This window comes from Paenibacillus sp. FSL R5-0908 (assembly GCF_038006245.1).
Lineage (GTDB): Bacteria > Bacillota > Bacilli > Paenibacillales > Paenibacillaceae > Paenibacillus_AQ > Paenibacillus_AQ odorifer.
Genome location: NZ_JBBOUV010000001.1, coordinates 2,345,857 through 2,363,377 on the forward strand (window position 1 = coordinate 2,345,857; position 17,521 = coordinate 2,363,377).

General features: G+C 48.6%; 14 protein-coding genes. 7 read left to right on the forward strand and 7 right to left on the reverse strand.

The window, feature by feature from the left end:
• Positions 1 to 13: 13 nt before the first annotated feature.
• Positions 14 to 1,036, forward strand: a complete 1,023-nt coding sequence (locus tag MKZ09_RS10170) for an alpha/beta hydrolase family protein (protein WP_076133940.1) — start codon at positions 14 to 16, stop codon at positions 1,034 to 1,036.
• 47 nt (positions 1,037 to 1,083) lie between these two features.
• Entirely contained in the window at positions 1,084 to 2,211 is a 1,128-nt protein-coding gene (locus MKZ09_RS10175; RefSeq protein ID WP_076133941.1) for a glycoside hydrolase family 88/105 protein, read from the forward strand.
• A 67-nt stretch (positions 2,212 to 2,278) separates the two neighbouring features.
• Here MKZ09_RS10175 and MKZ09_RS10180 read toward each other — a convergent pair whose 3' ends face one another.
• Complete coding sequence (locus MKZ09_RS10180) at positions 2,279 to 2,599, reverse strand: cupin domain-containing protein (protein ID WP_076133942.1); 321 nt, start codon at positions 2,597 to 2,599, stop codon at positions 2,279 to 2,281.
• Positions 2,600 to 2,625: 26 nt separating this feature from the next.
• The gene (locus tag MKZ09_RS10185) at positions 2,626 to 5,166 is read right to left on the reverse strand and encodes a heparinase II/III domain-containing protein (RefSeq protein WP_076202982.1); all 2,541 of its coding nucleotides are present in this window, start codon (positions 5,164 to 5,166) and stop codon (positions 2,626 to 2,628) included.
• 237 nt (positions 5,167 to 5,403) lie between these two features.
• Here MKZ09_RS10185 and MKZ09_RS10190 point away from each other — a divergent pair, with 237 nt between their 5' ends.
• The 5 genes from MKZ09_RS10190 (at position 5,404) to MKZ09_RS10210 (ending at position 12,127) form a co-directional block, all read left to right on the forward strand.
• Positions 5,404 to 6,300: a carbohydrate ABC transporter permease gene (locus MKZ09_RS10190; RefSeq protein ID WP_038569654.1), complete on the forward strand. Its 897-nt coding sequence runs from the start codon at positions 5,404 to 5,406 to the stop codon at positions 6,298 to 6,300.
• Between the two features lie 90 nt (positions 6,301 to 6,390).
• Positions 6,391 to 7,209: a carbohydrate ABC transporter permease gene (locus MKZ09_RS10195; protein WP_036684144.1), complete on the forward strand. Its 819-nt coding sequence runs from the start codon at positions 6,391 to 6,393 to the stop codon at positions 7,207 to 7,209.
• Positions 7,210 to 7,254: 45 nt separating this feature from the next.
• Complete coding sequence (locus tag MKZ09_RS10200) at positions 7,255 to 9,024, forward strand: cache domain-containing sensor histidine kinase (protein WP_076202984.1); 1,770 nt, start codon at positions 7,255 to 7,257, stop codon at positions 9,022 to 9,024.
• A 7-nt stretch (positions 9,025 to 9,031) separates the two neighbouring features.
• On the forward strand, positions 9,032 to 10,648 hold the full coding sequence (locus MKZ09_RS10205; RefSeq protein WP_256715070.1) for a response regulator: 1,617 nt from the start codon (positions 9,032 to 9,034) through the stop codon (positions 10,646 to 10,648).
• Between the two features lie 93 nt (positions 10,649 to 10,741).
• Positions 10,742 to 12,127 carry an ABC transporter substrate-binding protein gene (locus MKZ09_RS10210; RefSeq protein ID WP_076133946.1) on the forward strand — a complete coding sequence of 462 codons (1,386 nt, stop codon included), beginning with the start codon at positions 10,742 to 10,744 and terminating at the stop codon, positions 12,125 to 12,127.
• A gap of 77 nt (positions 12,128 to 12,204) precedes the next feature.
• Here the strand turns inward: MKZ09_RS10210 and MKZ09_RS10215 are convergent, their stop codons facing one another.
• The 5 genes from MKZ09_RS10215 to MKZ09_RS10235 are packed head-to-tail and all read right to left on the reverse strand — an operon-like array spanning position 12,205 to position 17,511.
• Entirely contained in the window at positions 12,205 to 13,335 is a 1,131-nt protein-coding gene (locus MKZ09_RS10215) for a YheC/YheD family endospore coat-associated protein (protein WP_076133947.1), read from the reverse strand.
• Positions 13,317 to 13,835: a GNAT family N-acetyltransferase gene (locus tag MKZ09_RS10220; protein ID WP_076124882.1), complete on the reverse strand. Its 519-nt coding sequence runs from the start codon at positions 13,833 to 13,835 to the stop codon at positions 13,317 to 13,319. The genes MKZ09_RS10215 and MKZ09_RS10220 overlap by 19 nt, the downstream gene beginning before the upstream one ends.
• 26 nt (positions 13,836 to 13,861) lie before the next feature.
• The gene (locus MKZ09_RS10225; protein ID WP_076133948.1) at positions 13,862 to 14,974 is read right to left on the reverse strand and encodes a YheC/YheD family endospore coat-associated protein; all 1,113 of its coding nucleotides are present in this window, start codon (positions 14,972 to 14,974) and stop codon (positions 13,862 to 13,864) included.
• Positions 14,971 to 16,344: a YheC/YheD family endospore coat-associated protein gene (locus MKZ09_RS10230; protein ID WP_076133949.1), complete on the reverse strand. Its 1,374-nt coding sequence runs from the start codon at positions 16,342 to 16,344 to the stop codon at positions 14,971 to 14,973. The genes MKZ09_RS10225 and MKZ09_RS10230 overlap by 4 nt, the downstream gene beginning before the upstream one ends.
• Complete coding sequence (locus MKZ09_RS10235; protein ID WP_076202987.1) at positions 16,345 to 17,511, reverse strand: YheC/YheD family endospore coat-associated protein; 1,167 nt, start codon at positions 17,509 to 17,511, stop codon at positions 16,345 to 16,347.
• Positions 17,512 to 17,521 lie beyond the last annotated feature (10 nt).

Here is a 17,521-nt window from a genome sequence, read left to right on the forward strand (position 1 = left end):
AGGAGTACCTCGGATGGAGCCTCTGGAACAATACATGAAAAAACTAGCTGGTTCAGCTCAACGCAACTCGGCTTTCAGCAAAGACATGCCCTTTCAGCAATGGCGCGATGAGCTTACGGCAGCATTTACGGAGCGATTAGGTGGCTTTCCAGAAATAGCTGAGGAGCTGCAACCGGTTCTGCTGGAACGTACCGTCTGCTCCGGGTATACCCGTGAACGTATAGAGATAACTACCTATGAAGGGTTGCGCATGCCGCTGTATCTTTTGATCCCGGATCAGCCGTTTTCTACCCCTGCCCCTGCCGTTCTTGCCATTCATGGACATGGCTATGGAAGCCGGGAGATCGTAGGCTTGAATCCGGACGGATCGGATCGGCAGGGAGATCCCGGGCTGCACAAGGACTTCGCCGTTTCACTGGTGAAACAGGGCTTTGTAGTGGCAGCCCCGGAGCTGCTCGGCTTTGGCGACAGACGACTGGAAGAAGACCTAACAAGCGGGGAGCCTGGACGTAATTCCTGCTTCCGCCTGTCATCCGCATTGTTGATGGTTGGGAAGACGATGGCCGGCTACCGTATCTACGAAACCATGCGGGCACTGGATTATCTGCAGACAAGAAAAGAAGTTAAGGATGAACGGATTGGAATTATGGGTATTTCCGGCGGGGGACTGGTAGCTGGCTTCACAGCTGCACTTGACGAACGAATCGCTTGTGCGGTCGTAAGCGGGTATGCCAATACTTTCGCAGACAGTATTCTGACACGTAATCATTGCCTTGATAATTATATTCCAGGGATTTTGCTGGAAGCGGAGATGCCTGACCTACTGGGCCTCATTGCCCCGCGTGGCCTGTTCCTCGAATCGGGAGATGCCGATCATCTGTTTGGCCCGCGCGGAACAAAATCTGCTTTAACCCAGTTGCAGACGATTTACAGGTCGGCGAATCATATCGGACAGGTAGAGGCGGACTTCTTCACCGGAGGTCATGAGATTCATGGTGAACCAGCCTTTGCCTGGCTGCGCAAGCAGCTCACCTGAGCATAAGATTAGACTTCATATGGATGACAAACGAAGGAGGAATAAGGATGTCTATAACTGAAGCAACAACCGTTCGCTTGTCCAGTAAAATTGCGAATACGATTCTTGGAGGGTGCAACAAGCAGGGAGAGCATGAATATGTGCTGGAAAGATGGGCGTATGTTCCGGGCATGTTGCTGATGGCAATGGCCCGGGCGGGTGTTCAGCTCGACCAGCCTGAGTATGTCTCCTTTATGGAGCGGCATATGGACACATTTATTGGAGATGATGGTTCCATCCGTACCTACAGGCTGGAAGAATATAATCTGGATCAGATTAACGAGGGGAAAAACCTGTTCCTGCTATACCAGAAAACCGGAGAAAAACGGTATGCAGAAGCAGCCCATTTGCTGGCCGCACAGCTTATTGGACATCCCCGCACCTCCGAAGGGGGATTCTGGCATAAGAAGGTATATCCTTTCCAGATGTGGCTAGACGGGCTGTACATGGCATCGCCATTCCTAGCGGAATACGGCAAGGTCTTTCAACGACCTGAACTGATTGACGAAGCGGCGCATCAGCTGCTGCTGGTTGAGCGACGGACCCGTGATCCACGGACCGGCCTGCTCTATCATGGCTGGGATGAGTCCAAAGAGCAGGAATGGGCTGACTCGTCTACCGGATTGTCCTCTCATTTCTGGAGCCGGGCGATGGGTTGGTATGCGATGGCTGTGGTTGATTGTCTGGAGCATTTTCCGCTCACTCATCCGCAGCGGGGGACGATCATTGGCATTTTCCAGCGGATGTGCGGCGCGCTTCTGGAGGTTCAAGACAAGGAGACTGGCCTCTGGTACCAGGTGTTAGATCAAGCGGGGAGAAAAGGCAATTATCTTGAAGCTTCCGGCTCGTGCATGTTTGTTTATGCGATGGCTAAGGGACTAAGATTAGGTTATCTGGAACCCTCTTTTATAGAGGCGATGTTGCAAGGGTATGAAGGCATTCTGACGCATTTGACTGAAGAGGATGAACAAGGTGTTCACTTGCACCGGATTTGTCATGGAGCGGGTCTGAGCAAAGACCGTAATGGCTCATACGATTACTATATCTCTGAGGACGTACTGTCGGATGTGCCTATGGGCGTCGCTCCATTGTTATTAGCATCCCTTGAAGTGGAACGGTACCAAGCTGAAAAATAACAGAAGCCCAATCATTCCCTAAGAAATGGAATGATTGGGCCTTTTTTTGCTGCCAGATATATATTTATTAGCGTTTCAGCAGATCCTCGCGGATTGGTGTGAAGACATCGAGCAGCGCAGAATCTGCTTCCAATGCGGTAACACCGTGCCTTGCCTCTGGCGGTATGGCAATACTTTGCCCCGCGGTTACCTTATGCTTCTCGCCGTCAATACGAAATTCAAAGCTTCCACGCAGACAGTAGCTCATCTGCTCGTGAGGATGGCTATGCTCATAGCCCTCGGCTCCCTTTTCGAAATGAACCTCCATCATCATCAGACTGGCTGCAGCATTCAAGATACAGCGTTTAACTCCCGGTTCTGCTGGTTCCCATACTCCAAGATTGCTCATGTTCTAATCTTCCTCCTTCTATATAGTTATCGGGGCATGGCGATGTGAATTTTGCCTGCCTCAATTCTTAATTGGGTTGGTTCAGGTTGCCCGGACGTTGACTCAGGTTCTCCGAGCAGCCTAAGCGGTCCGAGACCCGGAACAGTAACAAGGTGTTCCTCCTTGGTGCCGTTGATGGCGGCGATAAACCATTTCCCATCCGTACGGGATATCCTGTACAAGCGTACTCCTTCGATAGCCTCTTCAAAATCAAGCTGTTCAAGCTGTAATGAAGGAGCATCTTCTGTCCGGGGATGAAGCAGAATGACGTAATCGCTTGTACCACCATGAACACGGAAATGTTGCTGCTCTGCCAGCGGATAATTTCCGGCTACAGCGCCTTCTCCCATTGTAATCACTGGAAGCTCTGGTTCGGCGATATAAGCGCTTAGGTGCTTGCCGTTTAGGCAAGCTGCATCAATGGATTGCTCCATGATACTTGCATCAGTACTGAGTGTATGCAGATTCCAAACGCTGTTCGATGCTCCCTCGATTCGATCCCATATCAAGTAGACGTTAAAGCCTGCTTTAATGAACAAGAAATTCCGCTCATATTCCCTGGCGTTAGCATCTGGAATAAGACTGCTGGCATGATCTAACTCTTCTGAAAAGCGCACTTCCTTGCATGTGCTCTGCAGTGGCCCATTGGCAAAATTTCCGAATGGATCGGTAAATTGAACAACATTATGAGCTGCGCTGGACACATACCAATGCCGATCCCCGTTATAATAACCTCCCGTTCCAGAATCAAGGGTTACTGGGACACCATCTGCCCAGATGGAGAAGTGCCCTTCATCATGATGAGCGTGATAAGTCAGCGGAGAAGCCTCGTAGATTGCATAATGCTGAAGGTTCTGTTCTCCGTTGCGGAAGATGACATAACCGATATCGGGATAATGTACGGAGTCGAGTGCAGGCCTTTGTTCTGCTAAATCGGGCTGTGGATATAACAGCGCGACCAGAGGCAGAGGAAAAGCGCCACTATCCTCAATCGGTTCTCCGCCGTGCTTCCACGTCCAGAGCATTTCCCCGGCAAGCTGGGGGTCTTCGTCCATATAGAATGGGGCAGCGTATCCAAGCAGGCGAAACCATTGTTCCTGCACATTGGCATCGCCGACCGCTGGTGTAAGCAGGATGGGGGAGCCAGAAGAGCCTCCTTGAATAATATCGGGTGCAGTCACTGTGCCGATAAGGAAACGGTACATGCCCTTTACCTTTTCTCGCTTGAAATAATCAATGCCCTTCAAACGCTTTAATAGGACGAAAAATAGAAAATAGCGATGCAATACTGCGCCATGGTAGCGAATATTTTCTGGCCATGCGCCGTCTGAATCCACCACTTCTGCCAGCTGCCAGTTGATGACAGAGAGGGCATGATCAAGATATGCCTCACTTTGTTTTTCATTGGGAAAGAGGAGGGCATATACACCCAGTCCGGTTGCCCGGTCGGCATTCCAATTACTGCGTTTTCCTCCCTTTTCATCTGGGAAGGTCTCCAGATCAAACCGGTAGTAGTGGGTATCCATCATCATGTCTGCGATATACCGGAAATGAGCGAGAAGTTTGGTTTCTTCTCCAGTGAGGAATACACTGCTGCCAGCAATCTGATCGTAGATTACAGAAGCAGCAGCGAGCCCCCTCCCGATATGCACCGCGCCGTAAGTATCATCGTCATGCCAGCCGTCTCTACGGAAAATATCCATGCCTACCCGCATATCAGCAAGCATGTACTGGAGCTTTTGCTTGGCTCGAACCGCAAATACACTTTCACCCGTGATCATATACATATTGGCGTCCGCTCCCGTAGCCTCCAGCAGGTAGGCCCAATTGGTAAGCGTCGGCCGATTAAAAAGCGGGGAGAGCAGCTCAGTTCTTAGCGGCTGCCCCGCAGCGTTTAGAAAATGGACCCCGATGCAGATTCCTTCGCCTAGAGGAGCTTCCAGACTGAGTGCTGTCTGCACGCTGTAATGATCACCTTCGAATACAGGTATGGTCTCTCCATAATGAAGGATTGTCAATCCCTTCACTTCCTCATTACTGATGCAGATACATTGCAAATCGTCTGCCAGACTAGCGCCAGATGGAGTCACACCAGATGGCTGAAGACCCTGCTGCCAGCTGGCCAATTTCCCTAGATATACTTTGCTTCCGTTTTCTCGGTCTTGACTCCACCCCAGCATCCCAGATTCTAGAGCGCCATTTGCTAGTTCAACCGGCAAGCCAAGCTGGGAATGAGTCAGACGCAAGCCCCCGATGCGTGCCGTGCCCTTTCCCCGAATCTGTACAGAAAGCTTCAGGAAGGCCGTACTGGGAGGGGGTTTAAAAACAAAGGGTTCTACCCGGAACACGCCGAGTTTATGGAGTGGCGCAGCAGCTTCTCGGCTGGCAAATTGTTCAGATAGCTGTCGTTGTCTTTCATACTCTTGCCGGACCTTGGGAAGCTGTTCGATTCTCAGGCGTATGCCCTCCAGCTCTCCTTCGGTATAACATCCGAAGGGGCGTGTACCGCCACCATATGCTGAAATCATCGGTAGTTCTAACCTCCTTGTAAAGTAGTCATGGTTCGTTTGTGAGCTTTCTCTTAATTTAGTATAAACGTGGCTTTACGAAGGACGGGATAGATAAACAAATGAAGGAAAGGGGACAAAGCAACTGAAAAAGTGAAATTCTCCCCCAAGCGCAGTCGCTTTCTCCCTAACCGTTACGAACGGATAGAATTATCATTAAGGACATAAGCTTAGTCCAATGGACAGGAGGAACAATAAATGAATTTATCAAAACGTCAAATTAACGCCTGGACCTTCGTTGCTCCCAGTTTGATTCTGACGCTGGTTTTTGGAGTATATCCGATCTTTTGGGCTCTGAAGTACATGTTCTATGATTACCAGGGCTTCGGCGAACCCCTGTTTATCGGACTGGAGAATTTCGAGCGCTTATTAAGGGATCAGGAATTCTGGAAGTCAGTGGTCAACACCTTTATCTACGCTGGAGGCAAGCTGCTCATCACCTTGCCATTATCATTTTTACTGGCGGTTGTCCTTAACCGTGCACTAAAAGGGCGGCAGCTGCTAAGAGCGATTTACTTTATGCCGACCGTAATCAGTGCTTCGGTTATGGCCATCGTATTTTACGTTATCTTTAATTCGTACAACGGGATGGTTAACCAGCTATTGGTCGGCTCTGGGATTATTTCCGCTCCGATAGATTGGCTTGGGCCGAAATATGCCTTACTAACAGCTATTATGATTGCGATATGGGGGGCTATCGGTAACTATATGCTGCTCTTTATCGCTGGTTTACAGAACATTCCTGAGGATCTCTATGAGGCGGCATCTATAGATGGAGCTGGACCCTTCAGAAAAATGTGGAACATCACCGTTCCCATGCTCGGACCTGTATTGCAAATGATCATTATGCTCGCTATTACCGCCTCCCTAAAAGGCTACGAGAGTATTATGGTGCTTACCGAAGGCGGTCCTTATGGTAAGACGGAAGTTATGTACCTGTACCTGTATAAGCTGTTCTTCCCTGTATCCAGTGGAGGTACAAGCATTCAGCAATTTGGCTACGGTAGTGCGGTTGGTTTTGCCACGGCAGTTATTGTAGGTCTGATTACCTTAGTCTACTTTTATGTATCTAAAAAGCTAAATGATATCTATTAAAAGAGAGGAGAATGAACAGTGAGTACATTACATGCGGAGACGAAGAACACTTCGGTCCAGCCTGTCCGATCCTTCAAGACCCGAGCGGTGCTGTCCCGGACCTTGCTGTGGATTTTTCTACTTATAGTGGCGGCTTTTGCGTTGTTTCCGATTATTCTGGCTTTTTTCGGATCCCTTAAGACCAATCTGGAGTTGACGACAGGAACTACCTTGCTGCCTAAATCTTGGCAGATTGGAAACTACGCGCAGGCTTGGAATTCGGCTAACTTTGCCCGCTTTACATGGAACAGTGTGTTTATCAGTATCTTTACCACCCTAGGCACTCTATTAATTGGAACGATGGCCGCATATGCGGTAGCGAGAGTCGATTTTTACGGGAAACGCATTTATGTTGTAATTCAGTCCTGCACGCTGTTCATCTCGATCGGTGCTGTGGTGCTTCGGCCGCAATTTGACCTTATGGTAGCGCTTAATTTACAGAAATCGTTATGGGGTGTCATTATTATTCTGATTAGTGCGCATGCCACGGCATTTTTTATGTTGATTGGTTTTGTACGAGCGATTCCGAAGGATCTGGATGAGGCTGCTTTTATTGACGGCTGTAATTTCTATAGCGTATACTTTCGAGTTATCTTACCGCTTCTGACGCCCGCCCTTGGAGTCACGGCGCTCTGGACCTTCCGCGGAGCATGGAACGAATATATTCTGCCGCTGGTTTTTACTATGACACAGCCCAAATTACAGACACTCACCGTAGGATTAGCGGGGCTAAAATATGGTATCGGCGATGCGGCGCAACCTCAATTGATGCTCGCGGGTGCATGTCTGTCCATGCTGCCAATGATTGTTGTCTATATTTTCGCTAATAAATCGTTCATGCAGATGACAGCTGGCTCTGTAAAGGGCTAAATTCAGGGTGGGCTTCGGACAGCTATTCAAGAAGGATGTGAATACATGCTGAAGGCCTGGGTTTATCGTACCTCTTTGAAGAAAAGAATATGGCTATCTTTTACCGCACTGACGGTATTCTGTATTTCTGTCACTGGTTTATTGGCTTACTCCATCGCTTCTCGGGCGATGGAGCGTAACTCTGTCGAGTTAAATCAAAATGTGCTGAATCAGTCAATCAATGTCCTGGACCAGAAGTTAAAGCAAATCATTGTGGCTTCCTCCACGATGATGTTGAGCGAAGCTTATCAGCAGACCATCCGGGATATTAAAGCTCATAATATGGAACGTTTTTTCGCCAATTTTTCTATGCTGCAAGCGCCCTTCACGCAGGTAGAGTTGACGGAAAACTCCATTGAATCTATCTTGATCAGTACGCCGGACGGGGATTTCTACTCTACCAGCAATCAGCGCAGAACCTTGACCCCATTTCTAGAATCTTCGCTGTACCAACGGATTAAGGAGAAACCTGAATCCAATTGGGTGGAGAGTCATCGGGACGAGCTATTTGCCGGGAAGCATCATGTTATTTCCCTAGTCTTGCAGCCGCTTACAGACAATTATGTCCCTGATCTATTTTTGATCGTGAATGTAAAAGAGGACATTCTAGAAGATACTGTAAGTGGAGGCGGGAGCCTTGGCTCCGCGCGTTTTTTACTGATCAATAAAGAGGGAACAAGCGTCTTCGGAGACGGGGAACGTCCAGGATGGTCTCGGGACTCTGTGTTTTTGGACAAACTGAAGGAGGCGGACCGGGGTAATTTTGAATATTCTGCTGGGGATGGGCCAATGCTGCTCAGCTATGCCAGCTCAGGGTATGCAAAAGACTGGGTGCTGGTCAGCTACCTGTCCAAAAAGGAACTGCTGCAACCTGTTCGGAGTATTCAATGGCTGGTGTTGATGATCATGGCGGCATGTATTGTCATCGCGCTTTTTCTTGCAAGGTATCTGTCTGCTTTGCTACTGGGACCGCTGCTGAAACTGCAACGGACGATGTCTCGTGTTGAGCAAGAGGATCTCAGTGCACGCTTCCAGAGTCCTTTCCAGGATGAGATTGGGGAGGCGGGACGCAAATTTAACCAGATGTTAGACCGGATTGGCGAGTTGATTGTTGAAGTCAAGGATACAGAAAAAGAAAAGAGAAAAGCGGAGATCAAGGCGCTTCAGGCGCAGATCGAACCTCATTTTTTATATAACACATTAAACACGATTTTCTGGAAATGTGAGATGGATGAGTATGAAGACGTGAAACAAATGGTCATTTCGCTGTCTGCACTGTTTCAGCTGGGACTGAATAATGGGCAGGAAATTACGACCTTAGGCAAGGAACTGGAACATGTCCGTCAGTATCTAAACCTTCAGCAGCAATGTTACGAAGGGTTGTTTGACTACACTATTGATGCCGGAGTGGAACTGCTGGAGCTTCCTGTGTTGAAAATTATTATTCAGCCCTTAGTGGAGAACTCTATCCTGCACGGTCTTAAGGAATTAAGGGGCGGGGGAGTGATCCGGATCTCCGTAGAAGTAGCCAATAACACACTGCTCATCCGGGTTACCGATAACGGAACCGGCATGAATGCGGAGAAACTCAATGCCTGGCTGAAGGAGCCGAACGGCAGTGGAGGGTACGCTCTGTCTAATATATGTAGCCGACTGCAGCTGTACTACGGAAAAGAAGCCGGATTGGTCTTTAGAAGCAGTCCGCGTGTTGAAACCGAAGCTGTTCTATCCATTCCTGTGGAAGGGGGAATAAATCCTGAGCGCCCATTCAATTAAAATATGTATTGTTGATGATATTCCTGCAGTGGTCCGCGGATTGTCGCAGCGGATTCCTTGGGAGGAACATGGGATTGTGATCGCGGCCACCGCGGCAGATGGGGAAGAAGGTCTGGAGCAGATCCGCAAGCATCGTCCTGACATCGTATTGACGGATATCCGAATGCCTTTTAAGGATGGTTTAGAGATGATGCGGAGCCTTCAAGCGGAGCAGCCAGGCATCAAACTGATTTTTTTGACGGGTTATTCTGATTTCACTTATGCCCAGGAAGCTGTTAAGCTGGGTGCCTTTGATCTGATTGTAAAACCGTATACCAAGGTTCAAGTGCTTGAATCCGTGTTGAAGGCCAAAGAAGTGTTGGAACGGGAACGCAGTCAAGCTGAGCAGATGATGGGCATGGAACAAAAGCTGCGTGAGAGCTTACCCTATTTGCGTCAGGAATATATGCGTCTGCTCATCCGTTACGGAACTAGGCAGCAGCACTTGAGCCAGCAGTGGGATTTTTACAATATCGAGATGAATAACCATAACTTTTGCGTGATGGTAGCGGAAGTGGATTTTTTTGTGGAACGTACATCAGAACTTACAGTTTCCGAGGTGGAATTAATCCGCTTTGCCGTACAGAATATTTTGGAAAATACAATCTCTGAATACACTCGGGGCATTGTGTTCCGGGAAAATGTGAATCAGTTCGTTATTGTGATGAACCCTCTGGCGGAGCCGAATATGGAGCAACTTGCAGAGAAATGCCGGGAAAATGTCCATCGGTATACGTACCAGACGGTGTCCATTGGACTGGGGAGAGAGGTGGAGGAGGTAGGGCAGCTTTCTGCTTCCTATGCGCAGGCGCTGTCTGCACTTGCGAACACCTTTCTGAACGGTGGGAACAGTGTGTACACCTATGTTGAAGATGCAGTCGTGAATGCCGCGCTACCGAGATACTCATATGACAAGGAGAAGGAATTGCTTTATTGTCTGCGTTCGGCGAATTTGCCCAAAGCAGAGGAGCAGCTGGATCATATTTGGCATGATTGGATTACTGCACCGGCAACACCTAATCCGTCCATCGTTAAGACGCTATGTCTTGAACTGGCTCATTCTATCCATCGGATTTTCTCGGAAAAAGCAACGGATTCGGAAGTTAAAACTCTGGAAAATAAGCTTGCGGACATGAGCAGTGCAGTCTCTTTTGAAGATCTTAGCCGACAGATTCGGGAATTTTGCCGTTTGGGCTGTACGTATTTGCAACAACGCCAATGCAGTGACGCGCGTATGCTTGTGGATCGGGCCATCACTCATATCAATGGAAATCTGCAGCGAAATCTATCCGTCGCCGACTGTGCACGGGAGGTGCATCTCAGTCCTAGCTACTTCTCCAATCTTTTTAAAAAGGAGACGGGGATGACACTGGCCCAATATATTATCGGGAGACGAATGGACAAAGCCAAGGAGCTAGTGCTGGAAGGCATACAGGTTCAGGATATTGCCATCTCTTTGGGCTATGAGGATCGTCCCTATTTTACAGAGCAGTTCAAAAAATACACCGGAATGACGCCGACGGACTTTCGTGCAAAATATACCTTGCCCAAAGTAGAGGGAAACAGTGATTTCGTCTCCCATTGACAGTTGTTTTCTCCTTCACTGATAAAAGGGCAGTGGAATTATAATTTTCTTAAGAAATGAATGCGATTTCAAAAGAAAAGGGAGGCATTTTAGATGAAAAGAAACAAATGGATATTAGCTGGAGTTTCGCTGATGCTGGCTGGCTCGTTGGGCGCCTGTTCATCATCCGAATCTAATACGGAGGTAAGCAGCAGCAATACAAACTCCGAAAAAACAAAATTGGTCTACTGGACCATTGATCGTCATGATTCTGATTTTATTGAGCAAAAGATCAGCGAGTATGAAGGTCTTAATCCCAATATCGAGATTGAAATGAAGGTTATGGCAGAGAACTATACGCAGTCGGTGGATATTGCCTTCTCCAGCATGCAGGCGCCTGATATTCTACGGGTGGACACTTATAACGTGCCAACCTGGGTCAAAAGAGGGTATCTGGAATCTTTTGATAGCTACATTTCACCTGAGATGAAGAGCCGGTTCGAGAACGTACTTATTAACGAGAAAAATACCGTTGACGGCAAAATATATAGCCTTCCCAATATCGGTCAGTTCTGGCGCCTCATCTATAACGTAGATTTGTTCGAGAAGGCTGGCATTACAGAGCCGCCTACCACACTAGCAGAGATGGTCGAGGATGCCAAGAAAATTACGGCAGCGGGAAAAGATATAGGCGCTTACGGCTTCGCGGGTAATTTCAAGAGTACCAGCGGATTTGAGCGTATCGCTTATCCAATAACAACACTTAGCAAGACTAAGGGCACAGAGGGCTTCGACTTCCAGACCGGGCAATTTGATTTTAGCGTCTATAAAGAGGTTGCTGAGGCGCTGCGGCAGATTAAGGTGGATGGAAGTATGATGCCAGGATCGGAATCGCTTGATATCGACCCGCTGCGTGCGCAATTTGCTCAAGGCAAGATCGGCATGTATTTCAACCATTCCGTTGAGCCGACGGTCTATAAAACCCAATTCCCAACTGAAATTCGCTGGGCAGCTGCGATTCCTCCAACCATTGACGGGGAGCAGAAGGGTGTCAGCCAAGTTATTGCAGGAAGTTATTTGGCTATGAGCAAGGATTCGAAGCATAAGGAAGAAGCTTGGAAGTTTATTGAATGGATGTACAGTGATGATGTGCAGATTGCTTACCAGGAAGCAGGGTATGGGGTTTCGGTTATTCCATCGGTTGCTACTGTTGCCAAGGCACCAGACATTGCAGGAATTGAAGATTTTCTGCCTACAAAGTTAGACGGGATTTATCCAGCGACTCCGATGGTCATCAGTGAGGGACGTCTGGAAGGACTAAAGAAGGTTGATGTCTTCAATAGATACATTTTTGGTGGTGGAGATTTAGATAAAGAGCTTCAGGACTTGAACACTCGCTATAATGCGGCACTTGAAAAAGCCAAAGCCGCAGGTGACACCGATATCGAAGCACAGCCGGACTTCGATGCAGGTTCCCTGCAGGGATCATTGGCCAAATAAATCGAAAAAGACGCCCCTTCGGCTTCGTATTAATACGAGCTAGGGACGTCTTTTTTTGATGACTACTAAGATAATTTTTATTCCTCAGTCGTTTTAGCTGTGCTCGGGGTTCCTTTGTTATTGTAGAGCCACAGCGCGTATTCCAGAGGGCGAATCAGGGCTTTGCGGTAAGTGGTTCCGTCACCAGATCTTGCGAACACTTCACGGGCGGGCTTTGGATTAACCTCCAGCACGTAAATTTTCCCTTCGCGATCAATGGCGAGGTCCAATGCAAGCTCACATAAGGCTCCGTAACTTTCTTCCAAGAAGGCTGCGGCATCAAGACCTAACTTCTCGGCAGTCTTCATGACCTTATCGGTTTTATCCTGACTACCCAGCCATTCCTTCAGCAGCGTTTCCGCTCGAACGGCATGACCACCGCCATGAAGATTGGAGGTTACACTTCGCGCTGCACCGACCCGTGCTGCCATACCTGTCAGTTCCCAGACACCTTGCCCATTCTTTTGAACGAGCATCCGGTAATCATGGAAACGTCCGCCCGGCAGACGTAATGGAATCCCCTGTTGGATAAGGAAACGTCCGCCGATGCACCATTGCCGTACGATGGAATCCAGCCGAGTAGAAGAGACTTTACGTGTGGGAATGATTCGGCGATCCTGGCGACGGCCCTGAATATCATATACCCCTCGCCCATCCTTCATTCTCTCAATTCTGAGGATGCCACGTCCGCCTGTGCCGTTTGCCGGCTTGATATAGACTACTGAATTGCTTTTCAGCATCCGGCGCAGGTCGGCAGAGGACTGATAGAGTAAAGTTTCTGGCATATGCTGCCGGAAACGGCTTTTTTGTGAGAAGGTTTGGTGAATGGTCCATTTGTTGCGCAGTGGACGATTCAGAAATAACAGATGATTGTAGCGTTCTCGGAAACGAAGCAGTTGCTGAAAGCGTGAGCTGCGCTGAATACGGCAACGGTCATAAATCATGTTCGGAAAAGAACGCCATTTGCGTGACCATTTTCCGCTCTTGGGATCAAAGACAAGGGCATGGATCTGCTCTTTGCTGGGATGAACATCCATGGGGGTGAATACAAAGACATCCAAGCCAATTCGTTTGCCCTCGACGATCATTCTCCGGTACACGGCCTTTTCTTCAAGCTGCTTGGCTTCGTTAATATATAAAGTAAGAATGCCTAAGACGGGCTCTGGCACAGGAGTTCACCTTCTTGTGGAGAAATAGTAGTGCTGCCGGTATGATGGGGTGACCGGAGCAGTAATGTTGGCTTGCCGGTAGGACCAGTGGTAAGTGTGTCGGCAGCAAGGCCGATATTGAAGCACATCTTTAGGCTAGCTGTATTGTCGCAGGCAACACTGCATTGCAGATGCCCGAGGCGTTTCAGCTGGGCAGCCATTAAGGCAGTGCCGGTATGTCTATTCCGGTAGAAGGGATGCACAGCGACAAGACAGGCTTCTGCACCGAAACCGGATACGAAGCTGACTCCTGCGAGCTGGCGCCCATTCTGACCGCGTACGGTAGCGACAAGCAGCGAGATACCCGGCTCTGACAACTGATCCGGAGTTAGTCGGGCCAGTACTTTGCAAGCTTGGTTTGTGATTCGCTTCTCCCCATGTGCTCTTATAAACTCAAGCAGCCCAGCCAGCCGTGATTTCCACTGTTTGGCATTTGTGTCATAGATGGAGGATATCTGCATGCTGTGTCACATCCTTTTAATGATTTCTATTTAAACTGGCGCGCTAAGTGCTGGCCGTAGTGAAAGATTCGCTCTAGGGACAGCTTGCGGATCGCGGGTTCATCAAATTTCATCGGCCGGGAGTTGGCCTCAAAGAACCAGAGTCCCCCGTTCTCATCTACACCCAGATCCATCGACATCTCTCCGAGCATAGAATCAGAAGCTCTTTCAATTTGTCTAGCGATAAGAAGGGCGGTTGTAGGCACGCTCTTCAGGATCATGGCTGCTTTTTCGGTTCCAAATGTACTTTCCAGCATGCTGGCAGGCTCTTCAATAGTACCGCCGCGTGGTACATGTGTCGTTATACTTCGGGCACCGGCGAGGCGTGCGCCTATGCCGGTCACTCCCCAGCCGCCTCTGCTGTTTTTTTGCAGAAGCACCCGCAGATCAAACGGTCTCCCCCGATGAGTCGCCAGTTCAATAGCCTGCTGCACAATATAACGAGAGATTCCTTTTTCTTTTCCGATTCTTGCCCAGAGCCGGTCCATGGAAGCTGCTTTGTACGTCACATTTTTTTTGCCGCTTTGAATTTGGAGCCGGTAAGGCAAAGCGGTATCTGCACGATATTTTAGGCGCATAATTCCTTTTCCTGCTTTGCCATTCTCTGGTTTAAGGTAGAGGCTGGTATGCTGGTTCAGCATGGCAGTAAGGGTGTTTGCACTGCGTAATCGTCTCGTTTTTGGAACATGCTTTGAGGTGGAGTGCGAACCCCTTAACCATTCGAAGAGACTCCATTTATTGAAAAAATATGGATTATATAGCTTAATGCCTGGGTGTTCCAGGCATTGAGCTATTTTACGTACCACAGCAGGCTTTTCCTCATCCTCACGGGTAGGAATCCGGTTATAAATGATTTGTGGAAGAGGTACAGGAATGCTGTACCAGATTTTACCGCTTGACGATGGGACATATCCGTTCACCATCCGTTCCTCAAGCTTGAGGTCACGGACAGTGACGACGTAGACAAGAAATCCCATTTCTTTGCCTGTGCGAATAATGTCCCGGAAGTTGCTGCGGTTGCCATTAAATTGCCTTACTTTATCGCTGGTTGTCAGTATGGCAATAACAGGTTTTGTATCTTCCGGATTATGGGTGCTCACATCTCATCCCTCCTGCGGAATTTGCTGAGGTATAGACAATGCTCCAGAATGTGCTCGATGGAAGCTTTGCCCTCAGCGCGCAGGGAAGGATGACGGAAGATGGAACGACCTGGTTTGGCGTTGGCCTCGAACATCCAGATGTCTTCATCCTGATCAATTCCGAGATCAAAGCCAATTTCACCGAGCAAATGACGATGCTGGACTTCTAGTGATTCTGCCAGCTTGATGGCTGTAGTCTTTGCACGCTGCAGTACTTCATCAGCTCTTGCGCCGAATACACGTCCGAGTGCTTGCTGAGGTGTGAGCAATGCTCCTCCATTTTTAAGGTGAGTGGTGACACTGCCACGGCCGGCTTTTTTAGCGCCTATGCCGACTACAATCCACTGATTACTGCCGTTTTTATGCATATGGAACCGGAAATCAATCGGGCAGCCATCTATTTCAATGAGGCGTATTCCCTGCTGAACTATATAATTTTGCAGATTTTGACCGTGACGCGAACGAAGCATACGCATAAGGCTCTCAAAGGTAGTAAAGCGTAGAAGTACGTTTTTTCCTCCGCGGCGGTAGCGGGCAAAATACCCCTTTTTCGGGAGATAGGTAAGCCGATAAATGCCGTGACCGAGACTTCCCGCAGAAGGTTTATAGTATACAAAATGATGGTGATCCAGCATTTCTCTCATTTTTTCCGTGGACGGATTGCTGTGTGTTTCAGGTACATAACGATTTGCTGCCCCATCATTTTCCAAAAGCTTGTAGATATCGGATTTATTGAAAAAACTCCAGTTAAAATATGGAATTTTTTTCCGCATAAATCGTTCGCGAAGTTGGTTGATATAGGGTGAGGTCTCAGCTCTCCGACTGGGCAATCGATTATAGACAACATCAGGTAGAGGGACCATTTTTCGTTCAAACTTACCGCTTGAAGTCAAAAAATATCCATAGACCTGTTCCTGTTGCCAGTTGATGTCACGCGGCATAAAGGCAAATATATAACATTTGTTACTGCCTTCCCGCAGCAATTGCTTGATGAACCCTGTGCGAGAACCGAAGGGCTGAGACGAGGAAGCAGGACCATCGGACAATATGCCAACTAAAGGTCCCAGCTGCACCTCGTCATTTTGTAGATTGCGTAAATAGATACCACCTGATTTCGGAACCTTGATAGCGCTTTTTACGCCTGAGGCGAGATATAGGTGATTTCCGGCGCGCTTGATGGGCTTAATCATGGTCGGGGTGGCATCTTTTCCGAGCCTTAAGCGTATATTTTTTTTTCCGGTTAACTTCAAGCTTTTCATCAGTGCACCTGATACATATACAACTCTTTGGGGCTGCTTAGTGAAATGCACATTGCAAAAAGTGAGACTCATTTATGAATCCTCCTTAGGAACCATTGTTATCATTCTCCCGTTTGTAACGGAGCTGTCCGTAGATAGGGATGGTATCCGTCGTTGTGTGAGCAGTAGATGGCGCGCATAAGACAGTGGATTCTCGGCGGCGAGCTTAGCAGCCCGGCGGTCGCCCGTCAGCCGGAATACCGTGCGCCCTGGCTTGGAATTTGCTTCTAGTAAATGAATCCGACCGCTCGAATCAATACCGAAATCAAGGCCGAGTTCTCCAAGTCTGCCGCATGCAGCCTCTAGTAGGGGAGGCAGGTATGCAGCTTCTGCAGCAAGCTCACGCATGATGTCTTTTCCACCCTGACCATATTCAGCAAGCAAAAAAGGCAGGGGAGAAACAGCTGTTCCGCCGCCATGCAGGTTCGAAGTCAGCGAACCTTGGTTACCCAGCCGTACGGCCATGCCGGTAAGAGTCCAGCGGCCAAGGCCATTCTTTTGCATCAATACACGCACATCGAACGGTTGCCCCTTACTATTCGTTAGGTGCAGGAAAGGCTGTATAATATAGCGGCGTGAGCCGATAAATTCATGAATCCAGTTCAGTCCTTCAGCTTGTGAGTCGAAAACATATTGAAAAGGTGTATTTGTACCGTCACGCCCTCGTACTCTCATGCCTCTGTTTTGCAGTATGGCATGTAATGTACGTTTGCCATGGGTGCCGGCCTTGGGCTTTAGAAAGACTCCATATTCTCTTTCAGCAAGCATTGTACTTAACCTGCGGTTACCGGTATAGAGTACAGTTTCCGGCAGTATTGCCGCTGCTCTCCGGTCGCGCTTCAATATCTCATGTACACCCCATTTATCTGGCAAACCTCGAGACCAAGGCAGGGAACGATGAAGAGTAGAGAGAGCAGCGGAAGCTTCTTTTCTTTCTTTCGGACCTTCGTAAAAGCAGCGATTATAGATAATATCTGGCGGTGAAGAAGTGGTATTCTGCCAGCTTCCATCTTTCCAGGTATAACCGGTAATGGAGGACCCGTCTGCCGCTACTCCGTCTGGATGAAATACGAGGACTTTTAGGCTGTATAGAGGAGCTGCCCGGCATAAATGACTGCAAAACTCTGGCTCGGCGATCGGTGGATTCCCGTTGCGGCGGCCTGTCATAATGCCGAGGAACCCCACTTCTGTTTCAGTCATCGTGTCCTCC

Excerpts from the sequence above, each read along its gene's own strand:
- MKZ09_RS10235 (WP_076202987.1), bottom strand. The coding sequence starts at position 17,511 with ATGACTGAAACAGAAGTGGGGTTCCTCGGCATTATGACAGGCCGCCGC.
- MKZ09_RS10230 (WP_076133949.1), bottom strand. The coding sequence starts at position 16,344 with ATGAGTCTCACTTTTTGCAATGTGCATTTCACTAAGCAGCCCCAAAGA.
- MKZ09_RS10210 (WP_076133946.1), top strand. The coding sequence starts at position 10,742 with ATGAAAAGAAACAAATGGATATTAGCTGGAGTTTCGCTGATGCTGGCT.
- MKZ09_RS10190 (WP_038569654.1), top strand. The coding sequence starts at position 5,404 with ATGAATTTATCAAAACGTCAAATTAACGCCTGGACCTTCGTTGCTCCC.
- MKZ09_RS10175 (WP_076133941.1), top strand. The coding sequence starts at position 1,084 with ATGTCTATAACTGAAGCAACAACCGTTCGCTTGTCCAGTAAAATTGCG.
- MKZ09_RS10180 (WP_076133942.1), bottom strand. The coding sequence starts at position 2,599 with ATGAGCAATCTTGGAGTATGGGAACCAGCAGAACCGGGAGTTAAACGC.
- MKZ09_RS10185 (WP_076202982.1), bottom strand. The coding sequence starts at position 5,166 with ATGATTTCAGCATATGGTGGCGGTACACGCCCCTTCGGATGTTATACC.
- MKZ09_RS10220 (WP_076124882.1), bottom strand. The coding sequence starts at position 13,835 with ATGCAGATATCCTCCATCTATGACACAAATGCCAAACAGTGGAAATCA.
- MKZ09_RS10200 (WP_076202984.1), top strand. The coding sequence starts at position 7,255 with ATGCTGAAGGCCTGGGTTTATCGTACCTCTTTGAAGAAAAGAATATGG.
- MKZ09_RS10170 (WP_076133940.1), top strand. The coding sequence starts at position 14 with ATGGAGCCTCTGGAACAATACATGAAAAAACTAGCTGGTTCAGCTCAA.